Source organism: Paenibacillus woosongensis (assembly GCF_009725165.1).
Lineage (GTDB): Bacteria > Bacillota > Bacilli > Paenibacillales > Paenibacillaceae > Fontibacillus > Fontibacillus woosongensis.
In genome coordinates, this window is record NZ_WNZW01000022.1 from 16,776 (window position 1) to 36,585 (window position 19,810).

The following is a 19,810-nucleotide window of genomic DNA, read 5'->3' on the forward strand; positions in this document are numbered from 1 at the left end:
GCTCTAGAACTTATTAATACACGTACACACGGCAAAAAAGGGCAGCCCCTGGTGCTATCCAAGGGCTGCCCTGATTCATTTTCAATCGACCGACTATACTGTCGGGTTATTGTTTCCATTGTTGCCGCTGCCTTTGTTTGGGTCATCCCCATCAGGACGGTCAGCATTCGGCAGATCGTTAACTGTTCCATCTGGCGTATCCACAACCGGATCGCTTGTAATATCATTCGCCGATCCATTAGGCACATCATTAGGGATGTCCCCGGTTGGAATGCCCGAGGCGCCTGTAGAGCTGTCCTCTGGCTTGCCTTGGATACGAACGCGCACATCACCGATATTGTCAACGACCGGTTCGCCCGATTCTCCCGAATTATCGCTGCCTTCACCGCCTTCGCCAGGCTCAAGCAATTTCCCATGCTCGATCAGTTGCTTGATTTGATCCAGCTCCAGCGTCTCCTTCTCGAGCAAAGTCTGCGCGATAAGATGCACTTCTTTGGAATGCTCGGTCAGAAGCTGCTTACAACGCTCATACATCTCTGTGATGAAACGATGCATTTCCTGATCGATTTCATAGGCGATTTGATCGCTATAGTTCTGTTCATGGCCGATATCGCGACCCAGGAATACCTGGCCTTGCGATGTGCCAAATTGCATCGGTCCAAGCTTCTCGCTCATACCGTATTCTACAATCATGCTGCGCACGATGCTTGTCGCTTGCTGGAAGTCACTGTATGCTCCAGTACCGATTTCGCCGATGAATAACTCCTCAGCCACACGGCCGCCCAGAAGGCCCGTTACCTTATCAAGCAGCTCCTGCTTCGTGACAAGCATCCTGTCTTCCTTCGGAAGCATAATTACATATCCGCCCGCACGTCCGCGCGGAATAATAGTTACCTTATGCACCATGTCCGCATGCTCCAAGAAGTAGCCTACAATCGTATGGCCTGCTTCATGGTAAGCAACGATCCGCTTCTCGCGATCGCTGATGACGCGGCTGCGCTTCTCCGTACCTACGATGACGCGGTCGATAGCTTCGTCAACCTCTCTCATCGAAATATCCTTGCGATTGCGACGTGCAGCGAGGAGTGCCGCTTCATTGAGCAAGTTCTCGAGATCAGCACCCGTAAAGCCCGTCGTACGCTTCGCAATAATATCCAACCGGACATCATTCGTCAGCGGCTTGTTGCGGGCATGTACCTTAAGTACTGCCTCGCGGCCTTTGACATCTGGACGATCGACCGTAATTTGACGGTCAAAGCGTCCCGGACGCAGCAGCGCCGGGTCCAGAATATCCGGACGGTTCGTTGCCGCAATAATGATAATGCCTTCATTCGCTCCAAATCCATCCATCTCAACGAGCAACTGGTTGAGCGTCTGCTCCCGCTCGTCATGACCGCCGCCAAGGCCAGCGCCACGCTGACGGCCGACAGCATCAATCTCATCGATAAAAATAATGCAGCTAGCTGATTTTTTCGCATTCTCAAACAGGTCCCGTACCCGCGACGCACCGACACCGACGAACATTTCCACGAAGTCAGAACCGGAAATGCTGAAGAACGGAACGCCGGCTTCGCCCGCAACCGCACGGGCAAGGAGCGTCTTACCGGTACCCGGAGGACCTACGAGCAGTACTCCCTTAGGAATACGTGCCCCAACAGCGGAGAATTTGCGCGGATCCTTCAGGAACTCGACAACCTCGACAAGCTCCTGCTTCTCTTCATCCGCCCCGGCAACATCCTCAAACGTCACCTTCTTCTTCTCCTCGTTGTAGAGACGCGCCCGGCTCTTGCCAAAGTTCATGACTTTGCCGCCGCCACCCTGCGCCTGGTTGAACAGGAAGAAGAACAGAATAAACATAATCGCAAGCGGCAGCAGCGAAGTCAGGAACGTAAGCCAGATGCTCTGCTCCTGCATCTTCTTCCAGTTCAACTGAAAGCCGTTCTGCTCGCTTAAATCCACGATTTCCTTCAACACATTCGGGTCGTAAGGAATATAAGTCGTGAAATTCGTCGTTTTACTCTCTCCGACGGCTTGCTTATATTTACCGGTTACCAAGTAAGCGTAACCGTCAAATTTCCCTGTCATTTCCTGGACGTTATCGGCTTTCAATTGCTGACGCAATTGATCGTATCTAGGGGTGTCGGCCGTTTCATTTGTGCCTGTTAGGATTTGGACGATGCCCACCACGACTAAGAAAAGTATTAAATAAAAACCAGAATTCCGGATGAACCGATTCATCCCCTGCCTCCTCTCAAAACAACTTAAGTTATTTTACCATAGTCCCTTACTCATTATCAAAAAAGTCGCAGGCGATGTTCGGCCAAAGGCCAGATATGGGCTTTAGCTCTTGTACACTTCTGGCTTCAAAACTCCGATGTAAGGAAGGTTCCGGTATTTCTCGGCATAATCAAGCCCATAACCGACAACGAATTCATCGGGAAGCACGAATCCTGACATATCAGCCTCCAAATCGACCGTACGTCCAGCCGGTTTATCAAACAGAGTAACGATCTTGACGGAATTAACCTTCCGCCGCTCCAGAACATCCACCAGATAGCTGAGAGTCAGACCGCTATCGATAATATCCTCTACGATCAGAACATCGCGTCCCTCCACAGAGGTATCCAAATCCTTGATGATCTTGACTTCGCCGGACGATTTCGTTGATGATCCGTAGCTGGATACAGCCATGAAATCAAGCTCAAGCGGTACGGTAATTTCTTTAACGAGATCCGCCATAAAAATAAAAGCGCCTTTCAGAATGCAAATGACGAGCGGATTGCGTCCTGCATACTCTTCACTAAGACGCTGTCCTAGTTCTGCTACTTTATCCTGAATCTGTTCCCGGGTAATTAAAATTTCCTTAATGTCGTTCTGCAAAATAAGTAGACCTCCTACGTTATACTATGAATGTCTTAACCCGGCGATAACCCGATGCTAGTTACTCAGCATCCCGTACTACAGTCATCAACAAGACGGAGGACGTATGCTGTCCAACCGCAGCGATCGAAGACCTTCGAATGCCGGGAATCCATAAAATCCGGCCCTGGCCATCGGTGACTATAGGTATGCGGGAACGAAGAGAGGGAGGTACTTTTTCATCGATGAAGATGTCCTTCACCTTTTTGGTGCCGTTTAGCCCCATGACTTTCATCGTATCCCCCGGCTGACGGGAACGCACTGTAAGCGGATAGACCAGCTCATCCGCATCAAACACAGCACTGTCTTTACCGTGCGTCATCTTACTCATAGCGTCTTGCCCGGCCGCGGTCTGCGCAAACAACAGGTTGGTGCCTAAACCCTGAATCTCAACTTCCGCAGGAATGGAGTCCACGCGGTATGTATAGCGAAGGTCGTCAATCCCCCCCGCTGCATTAGGTATAAACCTGACGGTGTCGTATTCACGAACACACTGCAGCCCACCCCCGAGATCAAGACTCCATGTCGTGGGAGCGTTCTGAATCGCCCCTTGACGAACACGTTCAATCTTGACAAAATCGCTTTCTTCCAAGCAGAAAGGCAGATAATTTAATATTAGTTTAATCAACCTCCGTTGTAAAGCGGCATGTAAGGTGCCAAACGGCTCGATATGAAAGGCTAAGCCTTCACCGTCCGAGGTGACGAGCTCCTGATATGCCCGGTCGGTCAATTGCTGTAAATAATCATCTTCCTCGCCAAGCGTGTCTGCCAGACGATTCAGCGACTCAGCCAGTTGTCCATTATATTGCCCCAAAAATGGCAGCACATCCAAACGAATTGCATTTCGCGCATATTTATTTTGCAGATTGCTGCTATCTATGCGGTAAGGAATTTCTGCATCCTGACAAACCTTCAGGATTTCCGCTTTATAAATCCGTAACAAGGGTCGAATCAGATTCACATTCTTCTCTCGCCGCTTCATCCTCATACCTGCAAGCCCGGACGTGCCGCTTCCGCGCAAAATGCGCATCATCACCGTCTCTGCCTGATCATCCGCATGATGAGCCAAGGCAATAGAGGCCGCTCCGTATTTGCTTGCTACCGCATGCAGAAATTCATATCTCTTCTCCCGTGCCGCCAGCTGCGCCCCTTTTCCAGATTCCTTCATATATGTAGGGATATCCAGATTCGCTAATTCAAAGGGCATATCAAGCTGCCTGGCCAGGCTCTGCACGAACTCCGCCTCCTCACGAGACGCTTCTGGCCGGAACCCGTGATTGATATGCGCGCAGACGAGGTTCAGCCTCTGATCCGTTCGCGAGGCTATGGCATGCATAATATGAAGCAGCGTAACCGAATCGGGTCCTCCGGACACCGCGACAACGATACAATCTCCGGGAGACCACAACCCGTATTCCTCCCCGGTACGGCGAACTCGTTCCACCAAGGGGTACATGCTGTAATCGTCCAATTGTCTCCCACCTCACCAACTAATTCATCCAAGACTCTTGGATTAGAATCGGAAAGCCATGTATAACGCATAAACCAGCAGCGTTACAGATATTGCGAAAGCGCTAATGATCCAACGCGGCGTCGCTGCCTTCTTCACCGGTTCCGGCCGGGACGCCGTCACAAGTTCCTTCCATAATAAACAGGCCTCCGCCGTATCACGGAATTCCCCCTGAATCGCCTTCTGCAGCCACCCTCTGTAGGGTGCTAGCGAATGGGCTTTGTATACGATATCAAGCAGATCGCCGGAGCTTCTCATTTGCGGCAGCTGCAGTGCGGCATGCTTCAGCGGCTGCTCGGCAAGCAGGTGAATACATACGACGGCAAAGCTGAACCAATCATAGGAAGGCTCTGCCGTCCGGCCTCCGGCATTCCAGAAGCCGCGATCATACCACTCCGTAAACTGTTTGACACTGCGGCCAATACTGCTGACACCGCCATAATCGATCAGCTCTACTTCCCCGTAAGTCCCCACAAGAACGTTCTCCGGCTTTAAGTCGCCGAATACCCAGCCCGACTCATGCAGGCGGCGGAGCTGCCGTAGCAGATTCATTCCGGCGGCATCCATCCATCGGCTCCCGCGCCTCGCGAGGAAGGCCCGTAAAGGTTCCCCCTTTATATACCGCATCACATAGAAAGGGATCTCCTTGCCTTGGAAAGAATAATCGTCTACCTCGACCAAATAGCCAGGATTGTCCCGCCTAACGGGATGATGTCTTCGTCCTTGGCGCTGCAAAGCTTTTAACACATTAATTTCCGACTGAATATCTACGGTATCGAAACCCATTTTGAGCGCGTACAGCCTTGCGCTGTCCACCTGCTTCACCAGATACACGACCCCATTGGCTCCCTGGCCTAACAGCCGCTGGATGAGGTAACGTCCGCCTCTCCATCGGCCGGTAATCAGCGTGCCCTGCGGCAGATTCAGCTTAAACGACGTAGTCACCGAGCATTCCTTCTCCTTCATCGGATTCCTCCGGCCAAGCCACTTTTCCGTTTCTATCCAGTGTACCATACCGGAAGAATTCCATCACCTTCTTGATCGCAGGCCCGGTAGGCGTTGCGCCCCTCATTACCAATCGCTGAAAAATCGACCTAGCGCCGCCGAGATCCACTGTCCAATCCAGATCGAGTACAGCATCTTCGCCCCTCGGCCCCGGAAAGTGAAACACCGCCAGCTGGCTCTGTCCTTTCCTTGCTCCCAAACTGAGCATCATATCGCGAATTGCCTCCTCGACGGCGGCAAGCTTCGGTTTCATGCTCGCACTGGCATCGATAAGCAGCGCAATCTGCAGGGGACTGCTTTCACTAAAGTCATCGATGACATCGACGACTTGCGAACGTTGGTCGGGAGGCAAATCTACAATGCTCCCATTTCCCAAAATTTGCCTCAACTCTCTATTAACCGCTTGCTGAACCGTCTGAACCACCGTCTTGCGCGTCAACATTTGCATCGTCTGGGCAAGACGCTCCGTTCCGGTAAGCTGGCTCATTCCGCCGCCGGCCTTGGCGATCTCCGCAATTTCCTGACTGCCCAGCTCACCGATCGTTCCATAGTCGATAATACCGACAACGTTGACCGTGATTCCCTCCTGCCGGGCCAGGGCCGCTGCTAGAACCGGACTCTCGCCTACATTGGAGCATCCGTCTGTAATCAGCATAATCTGTCGCATTGCACAAGCCTCCTTCCAATCTCTCTTCTCTATCATTTCCAGAGAAATCGCGATTCAAACCAGGATACAGGCCGCTTCTCCGACCAAATTGCAAAAAGGCATAGATACTGGGCTATCCCCCCCGTACCTATGCCTTCCGTTTCTATTTCCATGCATTTATTTCGGAGGATTGAAATATCCTACCGTTACCGCGTGATCGATTAACTTCTTGAATAAGAAGCGATCCGGTGCGGCGCAGGAGATGCCGGCTGCCCTGATATATTCCAGCGTTTGCGGACAACTGAAGCGGTAGACGGAATTTTTAGCGCCGTCACCCTCCAATTGAGCCATCGCCAGCTCCGTTCCCTTCTGATCCTTTGGCTGGCTGGAGTCCAGCAGCCATGCTTCATATTCGGGCCAATCCAGCAAAGAGATGTAGTAGCCGTAATCCCTAAACTGGTCGATCATATCTTCATATGAGATTTGCACGGGATTACATATATGAAACATCCGCCCTGCGGTGCGATTCAGCAGCAGGAGCGTCGCTATGGCCTCACCAGCGTAATCAATCGGCGTAATATCAACCTGCCAGCTTACGCGAGGCGCCTTACCCAGCAGTAGCATCGCCTTAAGCATACGGTAAAATGCATTGCTGTCCATGTTCGTCTGAAAGATTCCGCTCCTCGAATCACAGGACAGATTCCCTACGCGATATACGGTAACGGGCACGCCGTCCTCTTCGCATGCGCTAACGGCTAGTTTCTCCGCCTCCAGCTTGCTGTTCGTGTATACATTGTCAATGCTGAGGGAGTAATCATATGTCTCACTTTGCGTAAATGCGTCCCACAGTCCGCTCATGGCCAAATCCTCCGGAATGCCGATCGTGGAAATATAATGAAAACGAAAGTTGTCCTTTCCTTTCCCCAGCGATAACAGGCGTCCCGTACTGTCCACGTTCACACGTCGGAAATATTCCGGTTCCCCAAAATGCCGCACTTCCGCACCGCAATGCACCACCGAATCGATCTGCTCCCGCAGGAGAGCGTACTCCCTGTCGCTTAGACCCAAGTTATCCTGCTGCAAATCTCCTGCTACAGCAATTACGCGTCCCTCCATTTTGCTTGCGCTCTTGCCCCCAAAATAGGCCGTCATGACTTGCAGTAGACGTTCATAAGGCTCACTTCCGCTAACTGGACGAACCAAGCAATAGATCATGGCCTCACTCCGCTCGAGCAGCTCTTGCAGAAGCCTGGAGCCGAGATATCCGGTGGCCCCCGTCAGCAGAATATGCTGCTGGCTGTACGAAGCCTCCGCGATACCCTTCCTGCCAAATTGCAAAGGATGCTCCGCCAAGTCGACAAGCTCGGAGCCTTCCACTCCGACCGAAATGCCTGCGCCCTGTTCAACCGCAAGGGACGCTACCCGTTCAGCCAGCATCGCGATCGTCGGATTTGCAAAGAAATCGCCTATCCTCAGCCCGGGGTATTTCGGTTTTAACAGTACGAGGGCTTCCAGTATTTTCAGAGAATGCCCTCCCGCCTCGAAGAAGTCCTCGTGTATGCCGATCCGGGTGCGGCCAAGCACCTTTTCCCAGGCAGCTGAAATCTCTAGCTGCAGCTCATTTACTGGAGGGATATAATCCGTCTCTTGTTCATCTTGCATATCGTATTCAAAAAGCGCCAGCTGCTTGCGGTCGATTTTACCGGTAGGCGACACGGGCATTGCATCGATCGGAACGAAATGGCTCGGAACCATGTATGCTGGCAGCTTGCTCTTCAGAAACGACTGCAGCTCATTCCGGCTTAGCCCGCCTCCGTCCCGTGAAGTATAGAAGGCAACCAGCATTTTGGAGCCGTCCGTACCGTCTTTAGCAATGACCGCTACATCCCTGATACCTTCAAATTTTGCTAAATGATCCTCGATTTCTCCAACTTCTATCCGATAGCCCCGAATTTTCACCTGGAGGTCTTTGCGTCCCATATACTCGATAACATCATTCTGCAGGCGAACCAGGTCGCCTGAGCGGTAGTATCTTTTGCCGGATTCCGGATGAACGGGGTCGAGGATAAACGCTTCATCCGTCTTGTCCTGCTGGTTTAAATAACCTCGAGCCAACCCCACCGAACTGATCAGCAGCTCTCCCGCTACGTTCTGAGGGCAAAGCTGATTATGCTCATCCACGATTAATATTTCATAATTCGCAATAGGGCGGCCAATGCCTATGGTCGAAACATCATCCGGCACTACATCCTCGATTGGGTTAACGGTCGTGACTACGGTTGCTTCCGTTGGCCCGTAAGCGTTAACGATCAGCGGACGATGCTTCAGCTTCTTCTGGAATAACCGTACGGCTGTTCCCGCAAGAGCCTCCCCCCCGATGACGAGGCTGCGGATAGACTTATATTTGTCGGCCTCTTCCTCATTTAAATAGGTGGATAATTGATTAAAGAAAACCGTAGGCAGTATGCCGAAACGCGTTGCTCCCGTGTATCCGATCGCCGCCGTAAACGCTTCGACCGAATACCGCTCGTCCCCCGATAATAAATGCAGCCGGGCGCCCGCATGCAAAGCGCTGAATATATCGTAGACCGAGGCATCGAAGCTAAAGGTTGAATACTGCAAAATAACGTCCCGTTCATGGAGCCCCAACTGCTCCACCGTAGCAGCAGCTAAGTTGATCACGCCGATATGCGGAATCAATACTCCCTTTGGTCTGCCCGTTGTGCCTGAAGTATAAATCACGTAGGCGACGTCATCTGCTCCAACAGCCACCCTTGCTGGCTTGGCCGGGTAATCGCCGAGATTGCCATCCAGGCAAAAAACCTGATATGCTGACTGGCTCTGCCCCCGATCATGCCGCCTCTCTTGCTCTTCCAGCAAGGAGGCCACTTTAGATGCATACTGCTTCTTCGTCAGGACAATAGCCGAGTGGGTGTCCTGGATAATATACGCGTTCCGGTCGTCGGGATGCTCGGGATCGAGCGGAACATAGGCCCCGCCGGCTTTCATTACACCGAGCATGCTGATGACTGCCTCCAGGCTCCGCTCCATAAAGATTGCCACGAAATCGCCAGGAACGAGCCCGGAGCTTAACAGCATTTGCGCCACCCGGTCCGATTCTATATCCAGCTCCGCATAGCTTATTTCCCGCTGGCCGGACGACAGGGCGATCCGATCAGAGTACCGCTTCAGAGACAAACCCAGCAGCGCAGGAATGCTGGCCGCCTCTGGCAGCTCCTTTGCTGTGTCATTCAGCCGGGCATAAACCTCAACGTCTTCCTCCGTCAACAAAGGTATCCTGCCGATCACAACGCGTTCGTCCGCCAGCACAGCATCCACGATTTGTTGAAATAGCGCGCCGTACCTCCGAATCGTCGTTTCCTTAAATAAATTGCCCGGATAAGCAATATGAATCAGCGGTTGACCTTGTTCAACCCTCACATCCCAGTGAAGCAAACCTGGTCTGCTGCTTTCATTCCTGCCATAAACCGCCTCCAGCTCGGGAATGGGGCCAATAATGCCCTCAATTTCCTCTAACGGCATACTGGCCGCCTCAGCCTGTACAAGCCTGTCCGCAATTTGCTTATACAGATCGCAAAATTGGCTGTGGTTCTCGAGTACTATCCTTACTGGCAGCAGATGACCCCGGCTGCTTCCCACGCCGAAGATCAACTCCTGCTCACCGGTCATTCTATGCAGGAATACGCAATAGCAGGCGATCATCCATGCCCGCAGCTCATCCGTGCCCCTTAGCACAGCATCCAGCTGTTTCATATTTAAATCCAGTGCATAAGTCGTTTCGCGCAGCTCTCTGATCTGTCCGTGTTTAGGAAAGTCGGTGTACATATCCAAACCGGACAACGGGGGCTTCAGTTCATCCAGCCAATACTGTCTGCTCTGTTGCGTTACCAGTATGGTATTCATCGTATCTACTCCTTCAAGCGATCTCTCTATTTAACAACCAGTGAGCCTGGCACGTATGCCTGGAACATCTACGCCGTGTTCATAATTTCAAACCGGCGACGAGCTCCTCCAGCTTATCGGAAATCTGATTCAGTTGTTCAGCGGCATTGACAATTTTATTGGAGGAGTTCCGCTGCTCCATCGCCCCCGTTTTGATCTCCTCGGACACGGCAGCATTACGCTCAGCCAGTTCAGCAAGCTGCTTGATGGCCGCCGTAATTTGTTCCGTCTCCGCCACCATTTCCTCGGTAGCCGCGGATACCTCCTGAATTTGACTGGTTACCGCATCGGTAGCCGACAGTATTGAGCCGAACAGCTCTCCCGTTTCTTGGACAATGCCGATGCCGACCGCAACATTATGCTCACCCTCATTGATTGCCTGGACGGCCTGAAGGGTCTCTTGCTGAATATGCCGGACAAGCTCAGCAATCTGTTCCGCAGATTTCGCCGACTCCTCGGCCAGCTTCTTGACTTGGTTAGCAACCACGGCAAAGCCGCGGCCTTCTTCCCCTGCCCGGGCAGCCTCAATGCTGGCATTGAGGGATAGGAGCTGCGTCTGCGTGGCAATCTGCGTCATGACCTGGACAATTTCCTCAATTTCGCCTGAGCGCTTATGCAGCTGCTCAATGGAATCGACCGAATATTTGACCGATTTATGTATGGAGCCCATTTGCGTCATGACCTTCTCTACTTTATCGCCGCCTTGCTCGGATTGCTCCTTCATCTGCATCGCCGCTTCCGATACGGCGGAGGTATTCCCGGCAATCACATTCGCTCCAGAAGCGATATCCTCCAGAGAAGTAGCGCTCTCCGTAATCGATTTGCTTTGGAGGGATACCTTCTCGGAGATTTCCTCGATATTATTCGTAATCGTGAGTGAACTCTCATGATTATCTTCCACGGTAGAGAACAGCACCTTGGATTGCTCTGCGGATTGAATCGACACATCCTTAATTGTCGCTACCAGACGGTTGATGTTGCTTACCGTGGAATTGAATTTAGCGTTGATCTGGCCAAGCTCGTCCTGACTCGTCTTCAGCTGGACGCTGAAGTCCCCTTGGCTCAGCTTGTCCAGCGCGGCCATCAAATCCTTCACCGGGGCAAAGGTTCTTCTCATCAGGATATATTGCAGAGTAAGGATAACCAGCAGGGTTGCTCCAAGAGCAATCGATGCGTATTTAAGCAAACTCTGTTGTCCTTGCATAATCAAGCTTGCATCGATGTCCATCCCCATGTAAGCAATGACATTTCCTTGCCCGTCCTGGAACGGGTACAGCACAGTCAGCCATGTTCCATAATCGTCTTTATACGGCTTCGTATAAGTGATTGTCTTCGTTTGCATCATCTCGCGGACGCCCTGCACATGAAAATCCGGCTGTTCCAGCAAATCCCCCAAATGAAGGCCTTCCTCCGCAAACATATCGAGGATGAAACTAGGGAAAGCAATCATTAGTGTCTTATTGCCATCCACCAGTTCGGAACCGAAAATATATCCTTGAGCGACATTCGGATGTGTGGCCGACAGTTCATCGAACAGGAGCGTCAGCTTCTCTTGAACAGGCGATTTGGGATCTGTATTGCCCATAGCTTCGGCCGCCTCGTCGGCGGTTACCTTTTTGCTCCAGGCTTCCATAATTTTAAGGGAATCGTTTCTTAGCTGGTCCGTCAGAACCCCGCCTTGAATGTAGAAGCTGGAGGCGATTAATATGACTCCTGTCAATATGATCGATAGACTCGTCAGCAGCATGTTCTTGGAAACAATGCTCAATTGGGTTAACTTTCTTAAAAAACTTGGCAGCTTCATGGCAATTCTCCTTCTCCTTCTCTCTGAATAGATCGATTAGATGTCTTATTTCCTTCTTTAAAGCAAAAAAAGTGAACTACAGCGTAGAAGCAACCATAGTTCACTCATTTATCGCAGACACCTGCATGAAAAGCTGCCCTCACTGACAAGGAAGCATAGAGCTCCTGCAGAGGGCCATTTCTGGCTTTTCTTATTGCAGCTGGCTGACATTTCTCCGATTGGAGAGTAAGTCCCTATAGCTTTGCGTCACTACCTTTCGATAGCTTTGCCGAAAAAATAAGAATATGAGATTAAGTTCTTTAGATGGAATATACCTAATAATAAGGTCGATATTACTATATAGTTCAAAACTTTTCCATCGAAAATAGCATTTTTTACGTATTTTTTACAAAACTAGTTCTTTAGACCCCTCTCTTTTCTCACAAAAAGTTCATATTCATACCATTCTCTGAAATGCATTCTCCTTTTCAGCTTACTGTCCGAGGCCGCTCTAACCGGCTAATGCCTGGAATATGCAGTGTTGACCACTGCGGGCGTAAATGCTCTATTTGGGCTACAACGACGGTCATGTCGTCATGAATGACATTTTTCTGGTAGCGAATGACGGACTCGAGCAAATGATCCGCCATTTCCTGCGGGTCCTCTGTCTTTATCTCCAAAATAAGCCGCTTCATCCATAGTTCCTTGTTAACCGCGTGACCCGGGGCGTCATAAATGCCGTCCGTCATCATAATAAGCGTATCTCCGGGATGAAGCTGGACCGTTACCAGGTCGATGTCGATCTCTTGAATGATGCCGATGGGTAAATTGCTTGCCGATACGGGAATTACCTCATTGCCCCGTTTGATAAAGCTAGGCGAAGAGCCGATCTTCATAAATGTCGTCTTGGCCGTATATTCATCGATCAGCGCCATATCCACTGTGGCATATACTTCGTCCGGAGAACGCAGCATAAGTATCGAATTCACGGATTTAATGGCAATGGTCTCATCCATGCCGGATTGCAGAAGCTGCTCCAAAATATTTAGAGCCGTGCTGCTCTCCTGCCTCGCCCTTTCCCCATTGCCCATGCCGTCGCTGATGGCCACCGCAAAGGTGCCATTGCCCAGCTCCATGGCGCTGAAGCTGTCCCCGGACAGCAGGTCACCGCCTTTAGCCGTTCCTGCTACGCCGGTGACGATTTCATATGTTTTCGCCGACCCGAAGGTTACCGTCGCCAGTCCCTCCTTGGCCCTGTATTCCGTTTCTCCAGTCACTGCAATATGCTCGCCCAATATATCAGATAACAGCGGGGCGATAATCTTGCGGCACTCGTCAAATCCACGGGTATAGGCATGCACGATTTCGATCTCCACATTCCCCTGGTCGAGATTAATGATATCGATGCTATAAATGGACAGCCCGAGCTTCTCCAAAGCCTCACGGATCTGCTCCTCCTGCCGGTACATCGCCTGTCCCTCCCGCTTAATCTCTTTGGCCAAGTCCTCCATCACTTGGGAGACGCCCGATAATTGCTCTGCTACGAGCTGCCGGCTGTCGTATATTTGCCGTTTCCACTGCATATCATGTTGATACAGATCGTATTCCCGCTTCATGAGTTCCAGTACTCGCTCCGTTTTGGAGCATAGTTTACTCCAGTTCGCCGGCAAATCCCTTTTGCTTAAGTCCGGCTTCTCCTCCACGGCAGTCATCATTTCCGTCATGAACTTGTAAGTTTGATAGAATTTCCCGTCCCAGCAGGCATTTTTGCGAAAACAAGAGGCACAGGCTCCCTCGGTAACGGCGTTCATGAAATGGTCGAACTCCTCGTTCCGCTTCGCCATGTCGCCCGAACCGGCTGCTTGTCCAAAGCTGCGGGACAGCTGCTTGAACACTTTCGAGAACTGCGTAACCCGTTCCGCTGTTATATCCCGTACCCGTTTGGCGTACTCATGCTGTGTTTTGGTATGATCCTGGGTGCCCGGCACATACCTCGCGATCATCTTGAAGACGCTGCCCGGCGTCAACAGAAACAGCAGCACGGCCGCGCAGCTCTCCCACGTCGAAGCGATAATATCCTTGGAACCAGTCAAGTACACAGACAGTATGGAGGAGCCTAGCAGCATGCCAAAGCCGACTGCCCACTTGCGCCCCTCCCGCAGCATGCCCGCCAGCATGCCGGAAAAAGCCAGCAGACTCATTTGGTATAGCGCCGACATATTGGCCAGGCTTAGTATGAGCCCCGTGACGACCCCAACGGATGCTCCTAGCGAAGCTCCGCCTACCATTGCGAACAGCAGGATTAAATATCTGGATAGAATATGCTCTGCCGATAATCCGTAAATCTCCCATCCGACGAGTCCGGTCATGACCGAGGCCAGCATAATGACGAGACATAATATTTCTTCGTTGCGCAGCTGATAGCTTCTTTTACGGAAAGTGAACAGGGGAATCGCCTGCATAAATACCAGTGTCAGAACAAAGCTTAATACCGCATCCATAACGGTCATCGTTAAGGCATACCAGGTTAGCGATGGACCAATTACGGCACCGAACAACCCTACGATAAAGGTTGAAGTGAACACCATCAAAGGCGCATAAGTCAGCTCCGCCCGCTCGAAGGCTTCCATCCCCCGAAAAACCAAGTAAAAAATCAGCAGCTCCGCAGCGATACTTATAACATGATCACCAGACCCGAACAGGGCTCCCGTAAGGATGGAAGAAGCAATGAGTATCGCGGCATCCCGGCGCAGGAATATCATTACAGCGAAAAAAGCGGCCGCAAACGGAGACAATTCGTCCAAAATCGCCGCCCTGCCGAGCAAAAAACCCATCGTCAGCATCAGCAGCAGCCAACGGTTTGCCGCAAAAAACTCGCTCGCTCTATTCAGTCCGGGAATTTGTCTCCATTCCCTCCACCAAGGTTCCTTCACCTGCTCTTTCATCCTTCTCGTTCCCGGGAAAGCGATGACATTCCATTTTCCTCTCATCCTGGCACCACCCTTTCTAAGTTTTTAGGTATGTCCCATTATAGGGAGCCGTCCTCGGAAAGTTTGTCACATATCGGAGCGGATCAAAAGAAATTTCCGACAAATTGAGAGGGATTTATAAAGCAGCGCGAATGTAGGCCCCTCCTAAACTTGCGGCTCTACAGGGGTTCTTATGTTCGCACTTGAGAAGCAAAACGGAGAGCCTATCATCTAGCGATTCCTCATGAGATAACTGGAAAAGGGTAGTAACCTGTCGGTAAAAAAATGAAGACGACAAAAAAACTGCTCTTGCCCGCGAGGGAAAAGAACAGTTTAAAAATAAAAACCGCAGGCTATCCTTCCGCCTGCGGTATACATCATTCATTTTCAAGAAAACTACATACGCTTGGCTCCGCGGCCTCCGCGTTTGCCCTCGGTGTTCTTCTTTAACGAAGAAATGCGCTCTTCACTATCTTTGAGGAAGCGGGACATTTTATCTTCAAAAGAAGTTTTGCCGGCTGGGGGCTTGAATGAACGCCCTCCCCGTTCACGGTTAAATCCGCCGCCGGGACGATCTCCCTCTCTTCCGCCAGGACGATCCGGACGCGGTGCGCGAGGTGGTCTTTCTGCCTCTACCGGTTTGTCCACGGCCTGTTTAATAGAAAGGCCAATCTTACCGTCCTTGTCGACGTTAATAACCTTGACAGTTACAGCGTCGCCTATCTTCAGGTGATCGTTAACATCCTTGACGTAATTGTCGGCGATTTCTGAGATGTGAACGAGACCCGTGACACCTCCTGACAGATCCACAAATGCTCCGAAATGCGTGATGCCTGTCACTTTTCCTTCTAACTTGGTGCCCACTTCAATTGCCATAAAATAAAATGATCCTCCCTTAAAAATATACAGCCAGGCCTCGAAATCATGACTGTGGTGATTTGATTATACCGAATGACGGAAACAAGGTCAACAGACGTATGTCCTGCAAAAACTAGTCATTTTCCGGTGACGATTCGGAGACCCGAACCGGGATTTCACCGGGTTTATAAAGCCCGTATTTCTTCATAGCGATTTGTCCAATATATTCGGGGTCTTGGAGACGACTGATTTCGTACTTCAATTGCTCCAAGCTCTGCGTGGCGGCGTTCATCGAAGCTTGGCGTTCCTCCAGCTGCTGGGATTTGGCATTGATTTCACCCGACTGGGAAAAAAATGTATACACTGCCCAGCCCAGAAAAATAATCATAAACCCCATCCAAATCCGGAGTCGCCGTCGTGCCCCAGCCATTTGATGGGCAGCCTGACCCTTGGACTGATTCTTGGAATTTGTGGACATAGCTGTTCTGCGCATAGGGCACCTCCTTCTAATCTTCTTTTCTGCCGAACCAGCGCTTCCATACTGTTGTTATACGATCGCGAACCGATACCGCCAACTCTATGATTCGGAGCTTCCTGATCAGCGGCCTTAGGGCCCAGAGGAGAAGCTTCCAAATCGGCAGCAGGGTGATCCGCCCCATAAACAGCAATATGACCCAAGCAAAGCCTAATAACAGCTTGATTCCCTTCAATAACCATATTATCGGTGCAATAATGAAAATTCTGAATATCCGTACCGATATGAGGTAAATCTTTTTAACTATCCTCATTAACATTACCACAAAACGCGCCGTTATAACACTTAAGAACAAAAAATAAATCCAAACGCCTATAAACAATCCCAAAAAGACATAGAAACGCAAATCACCCTGATTACTGTGATACAGCATGCGGAATACGAAAAGCGAGGCTGCGACCCAATACAGCAGATCCAGGGCATGTACACTCCACCGGGGAAAGCGGAGTTGCCCCGAAACGACACGGTAGCTGTCAAAGGCGATGCCCAATATACCCCCGGATACAGCCATCCATAAGAGCGTCGCCCATTGAACCTCCAAATTCATCGGAACAGCTTGCCGAGCAGCCCTTTGCCGCCGGAATGGGAGCCGGGATCAATGTAGGACAGGGAATTGACGAGACCCTCAATACTGACGAGTCCCTGCTCCAAATTCAAATTTTTGATATGTAAATTCTGGCCGCGAATGGTTAAATGACCCAGCTCCGTCTGAAGCAAGAACTCCTCGCTATCGAAGCTCTCTACATTTAGCACGCCTGTAATTTCAAGCAGCTTGCGCTGGAATAGTCGAACTTCCTGATGCTTTCCCTTATTGAGATCCACCATGGCATGTACCCCTCCTTCTAAAAATAGCTTATGGAAAGAGGGTTCAGTTTAGAACTGCTAAAAAAACGAAAACGGCGCCATAACGGCGCCGTTATTTGTTCGTTATCATCCTAATCGTTCATAGAAAGTTGTCCTTTGGAATCGGCTCTTCCTTCACCAGCGTATACAGCGTGGAGGCCTCCTCCTTACGCGTTGTCTCCGCCAGTCGTTCGACTCGTACGGTTACCAGCTTCTGGCCGAACTGAATCGTGATTTCATCCCCGATCTTCACGGCGGTGCTCGGCTTGGACTCGCGTCCATTGATGAGAACCCGCCCCTGATCGGAGACGTCCTTGGCCACCGTACGCCGCTTGATCAACCGCGACACTTTCAGGAACTTATCAAGACGCATTATTTTACAGCTTCTTTAAGTTTGTTGCCCGCTTTGAAAGCTGGAACGTTGGATGCGGGAATTTCGATAGTTTTGCCCGTTTGCGGGTTGCGGCCCGTGCGGCCGGAACGTTTACGAGTCTCGAACGTGCCAAAGCCGATCAGTTGAACTTTGTCTCCGCTTGCGAGAGCGTCGGTGATTTCGCCAAGAAAACCATTCAATACAGACTCAACGTCTTTTTTAGTCAAGCCGCTTTTGCTGGAAATGTTGTTGATCAGATCTGTTTTGTTCATCAATAATGCCTCCCAATAATTAAAGAAATGATGAAATACGGCAGCACAATGGAGAGAAGTCTCCGAATAAGTCGCCATACCTTGTGTAAGAGTATTCTTGCTTAATTCTAAAAATCCTGCCCGATATCGATATTTTTTTTATTTTTTATCCAAAAAGCACCGCTATTTAGACAAATTGGCCATTTTACAGCTGGCGTTCGAGCTCCTTGGCTTCATCCCAATACTTGTCCATCTCCGCAAGGGAGCTCGTGGCCGGCGTCTTGCCCGCTTCTTTCAGTCTTTGCTCGACATGCCGAAAGCGGCGTACGAATTTACGGATTGTCAAGGACAGCGCCTCTTCCGGATCAACCCCGATGAATCGGGCGGCATTGACGACAGAGAATAGCACGTCGCCCAGCTCCAGCACCTGTGCTTCGGCATCCTCGCCCTGCCCAACCGATGCTTTAAGCTCGGCAAGCTCCTCCTCGATTTTGTCCCAAACTCCGGAGATGTCCTCCCAATCGAATCCGGCTTTTGCAGCCTTCTTCTGAATTTTATAAGCCTTCATCAATGCTGGCAAGTCGCGAGGGACGCCGCTAAGCGCGGATTGCTCCTCCGGCTCGATTCCCTTGCTGCGCTTCTCCTCCGCCTTCATGGCTTCCCAGTTGCTAAGCGCTGCCTCCGCATCCTCGGCATTCAGCTCGCCGAAGACGTGCGGGTGGCGGTAAATCAGCTTCTCATTCAAAGCCTGAATTACATCATAGGCAGTAAAGAGCCCTGTCTCTTCCTCCATTTGCGAGTGCAGCATCACCTGCAGGAGTAAATCCCCAAGCTCCTCCCGCATATGGTCGGGGTCGTCGTCATCGATCGTTTCCAGCACCTCGTACGTTTCCTCGATCAGATTCTTGCGGATGGAGCGATGGGTCTGCTCCCTGTCCCACGGACATCCTTCCGGGCTCCGCAGAATCGCGACGATTTCATGCAGCCGCTCAAAGCTTCTGTTGCGCAACTGCTCGTCCCGGCTTGCCGGAATGTAGATTAGCGATAAATTGCCGTACCCGGCCACATGATCGAGCTCATGCAGCGGAACGCGCACGATCTGCTCCCGGCCTTCCACACCGAGGGCATGACAGGCGACCACTTCATGGTCATCGGGGTACATCTCCATCAGGCCAAGTTTAACATCGGAGGCTGTAAAGGTATCATATACCTGGCCAATCAGTGTATGCATGCGCGGATCAAGCTTCACTGCGCCTACATCCGATGCGTCGAGCAGCGCAAAACCCTCGATCGGGTCAAAGCCTAACCGGACGAAGGCCTGATCCAGGAAGCTCTCTCCGCCCCGTACCTCTAGCTGAATGCCTTCCACTGGACAGCGCCGCCGCAAAATTTGCACGGTCGCTTCGGCCACCATCGGGTGGCCCGGAACCGCATATAGAATGACCCCGCTGTCATCAGCGCTCTGGGCCCTGGCCACCAGCCTATCCGCGATCTCCTCGTAGACGGACGGAAAATCCTCGTGCTCTTCGTAAACTGAGTCAAAGGATTCGAACCGGATGTCCTCTTCCGATTCAAGCCAGGCTACGACGGGATGATCCTTCGTGCGGACGTAGCGCTCCGTCGCTGATTTCAACTGTTTTATGATTCCTAGCGTCAATTGATCCGGATCCCCCGATCCGAGGCCAACCACTATGATCGCTCTGCTCATATCGCTATCGTCACACTCCTGTTCTAGCATCATTGTCCTCTACTATAACGCGATTTACGGGGATGGAGCAAGCGGTCCGGCGCCGAGACGCACAGCGGTACCGTGCAGCGGCGCGCTGGCAACGCAGAGCTCCGTGGCGGACACCCTAGAAGCTAGGGTGTAGAGCCGAGCAAGCGCGGACGGCGATCTGCCGCCGCGCGGCCTATGGCCCGCTTAGCGGCACAGGTTCGGGCTGCCAGCGCGGACGGCGCTGCGGCGAGCTGGTAGAGCTGCGCCGCTAGCGCACAAGCCGCAGGCGGCGCAGCGCCGCCACCAGCCGCGGCGAAACGCGCGGCAATGCCGCAAGCTCGGCCGCGCTCAGCAGCCCGGTGCGCAGCACGGCTGCCGCGAACACGGCGGCGCCCACGGCCACGCCGAGCAGGCTCTCGGCGAGCGCCGCCACACGCC

The 19,810-nt window shown here is 51.6% G+C and carries 15 protein-coding genes and 1 riboswitch; all 15 genes read right to left on the reverse strand.

The features are described from left to right. Positions 1-93: 93 nt before the first annotated feature. Positions 94-2,238, reverse strand: coding sequence for an ATP-dependent zinc metalloprotease FtsH (ftsH, locus tag GNP95_RS25080; RefSeq protein WP_155613543.1), 2,145 nt, complete (start codon positions 2,236-2,238; stop codon positions 94-96). A 102-nt stretch (positions 2,239-2,340) separates the two neighbouring features. Further along, a complete protein-coding gene (gene hpt, locus GNP95_RS25085) occupies positions 2,341-2,880 on the reverse strand; it encodes a hypoxanthine phosphoribosyltransferase (protein ID WP_155613544.1) in 540 nt (179 codons plus the stop codon). Between the two features lie 61 nt (positions 2,881-2,941). Beyond that, positions 2,942-4,375 (reverse strand): tRNA lysidine(34) synthetase TilS, encoded by a 1,434-nt coding sequence (tilS, locus tag GNP95_RS25090; protein WP_155613559.1) that lies wholly within the window; start codon positions 4,373-4,375, stop codon positions 2,942-2,944. A 57-nt stretch (positions 4,376-4,432) separates the two neighbouring features. Continuing rightward, positions 4,433-5,374 (reverse strand): serine/threonine protein kinase, encoded by a 942-nt coding sequence (locus GNP95_RS25095; RefSeq protein ID WP_413773775.1) that lies wholly within the window; start codon positions 5,372-5,374, stop codon positions 4,433-4,435. After that, positions 5,358-6,101 (reverse strand): vWA domain-containing protein, encoded by a 744-nt coding sequence (locus GNP95_RS25100; protein ID WP_155613546.1) that lies wholly within the window; start codon positions 6,099-6,101, stop codon positions 5,358-5,360. The genes GNP95_RS25095 and GNP95_RS25100 overlap by 17 nt, the downstream gene beginning before the upstream one ends. Before the next feature lie 156 nt (positions 6,102-6,257). Further along, positions 6,258-10,004 carry a non-ribosomal peptide synthetase family protein gene (locus tag GNP95_RS25105; RefSeq protein ID WP_155613547.1) on the reverse strand — a complete coding sequence of 1,249 codons (3,747 nt, stop codon included), beginning with the start codon at positions 10,002-10,004 and terminating at the stop codon, positions 6,258-6,260. A 79-nt stretch (positions 10,005-10,083) separates the two neighbouring features. After that, entirely contained in the window at positions 10,084-11,847 is a 1,764-nt protein-coding gene (locus GNP95_RS25110) for a methyl-accepting chemotaxis protein (protein WP_155613548.1), read from the reverse strand. Between the two features lie 191 nt (positions 11,848-12,038). Beyond that, positions 12,039-12,127: riboswitch (cyclic di-GMP riboswitch) on the reverse strand. A gap of 187 nt (positions 12,128-12,314) precedes the next feature. Next, complete coding sequence (spoIIE, locus tag GNP95_RS25115; RefSeq protein WP_155613549.1) at positions 12,315-14,816, reverse strand: stage II sporulation protein E; 2,502 nt, start codon at positions 14,814-14,816, stop codon at positions 12,315-12,317. A gap of 375 nt (positions 14,817-15,191) precedes the next feature. After that, positions 15,192-15,671, reverse strand: a complete 480-nt coding sequence (locus GNP95_RS25120; RefSeq protein WP_155613550.1) for a S1 domain-containing RNA-binding protein — start codon at positions 15,669-15,671, stop codon at positions 15,192-15,194. A 115-nt stretch (positions 15,672-15,786) separates the two neighbouring features. Next, entirely contained in the window at positions 15,787-16,146 is a 360-nt protein-coding gene (locus tag GNP95_RS25125; RefSeq protein ID WP_155613551.1) for an FtsB family cell division protein, read from the reverse strand. A 13-nt stretch (positions 16,147-16,159) separates the two neighbouring features. Next, positions 16,160-16,735, reverse strand: coding sequence for a spore cortex biosynthesis protein YabQ (yabQ, locus tag GNP95_RS25130; RefSeq protein WP_155613552.1), 576 nt, complete (start codon positions 16,733-16,735; stop codon positions 16,160-16,162). After that, a complete protein-coding gene (gene yabP / locus GNP95_RS25135; RefSeq protein WP_155613553.1) occupies positions 16,732-17,013 on the reverse strand; it encodes a sporulation protein YabP in 282 nt (93 codons plus the stop codon). The genes yabQ and yabP overlap by 4 nt, the downstream gene beginning before the upstream one ends. Positions 17,014-17,131: 118 nt before the next feature. Then, positions 17,132-17,404 (reverse strand): RNA-binding S4 domain-containing protein, encoded by a 273-nt coding sequence (locus tag GNP95_RS25140; protein ID WP_155613554.1) that lies wholly within the window; start codon positions 17,402-17,404, stop codon positions 17,132-17,134. Beyond that, complete coding sequence (locus tag GNP95_RS25145) at positions 17,404-17,676, reverse strand: HU family DNA-binding protein (RefSeq protein ID WP_155613555.1); 273 nt, start codon at positions 17,674-17,676, stop codon at positions 17,404-17,406. The genes GNP95_RS25140 and GNP95_RS25145 overlap by 1 nt, the downstream gene beginning before the upstream one ends. A 184-nt stretch (positions 17,677-17,860) precedes the next feature. Continuing rightward, positions 17,861-19,363, reverse strand: coding sequence for a bifunctional methyltransferase/pyrophosphohydrolase YabN (gene yabN, locus GNP95_RS25150; protein WP_155613556.1), 1,503 nt, complete (start codon positions 19,361-19,363; stop codon positions 17,861-17,863). Positions 19,364-19,810: the final 447 nt, after the last annotated feature.

Bases quoted from the DNA above. Each gene is read 5' to 3' on its own strand.
- ftsH (WP_155613543.1), bottom strand. From the start codon at position 2,238: ATGAATCGGTTCATCCGGAATTCTGGTTTTTATTTAATACTTTTCTTA.
- tilS (WP_155613559.1), bottom strand. From the start codon at position 4,375: ATGTACCCCTTGGTGGAACGAGTTCGCCGTACCGGGGAGGAATACGGG.
- GNP95_RS25100 (WP_155613546.1), bottom strand. From the start codon at position 6,101: ATGCGACAGATTATGCTGATTACAGACGGATGCTCCAATGTAGGCGAG.
- GNP95_RS25105 (WP_155613547.1), bottom strand. From the start codon at position 10,004: ATGAATACCATACTGGTAACGCAACAGAGCAGACAGTATTGGCTGGAT.
- GNP95_RS25110 (WP_155613548.1), bottom strand. From the start codon at position 11,847: ATGAAGCTGCCAAGTTTTTTAAGAAAGTTAACCCAATTGAGCATTGTT.
- spoIIE (WP_155613549.1), bottom strand. From the start codon at position 14,816: ATGAGAGGAAAATGGAATGTCATCGCTTTCCCGGGAACGAGAAGGATG.
- GNP95_RS25120 (WP_155613550.1), bottom strand. From the start codon at position 15,671: ATGGCAATTGAAGTGGGCACCAAGTTAGAAGGAAAAGTGACAGGCATC.
- GNP95_RS25125 (WP_155613551.1), bottom strand. From the start codon at position 16,146: ATGCGCAGAACAGCTATGTCCACAAATTCCAAGAATCAGTCCAAGGGT.
- yabQ (WP_155613552.1), bottom strand. From the start codon at position 16,735: ATGAATTTGGAGGTTCAATGGGCGACGCTCTTATGGATGGCTGTATCC.
- yabP (WP_155613553.1), bottom strand. From the start codon at position 17,013: ATGGTGGATCTCAATAAGGGAAAGCATCAGGAAGTTCGACTATTCCAG.
- GNP95_RS25140 (WP_155613554.1), bottom strand. From the start codon at position 17,404: ATGCGTCTTGATAAGTTCCTGAAAGTGTCGCGGTTGATCAAGCGGCGT.
- GNP95_RS25145 (WP_155613555.1), bottom strand. From the start codon at position 17,676: ATGAACAAAACAGATCTGATCAACAACATTTCCAGCAAAAGCGGCTTG.
- yabN (WP_155613556.1), bottom strand. From the start codon at position 19,363: ATGAGCAGAGCGATCATAGTGGTTGGCCTCGGATCGGGGGATCCGGAT.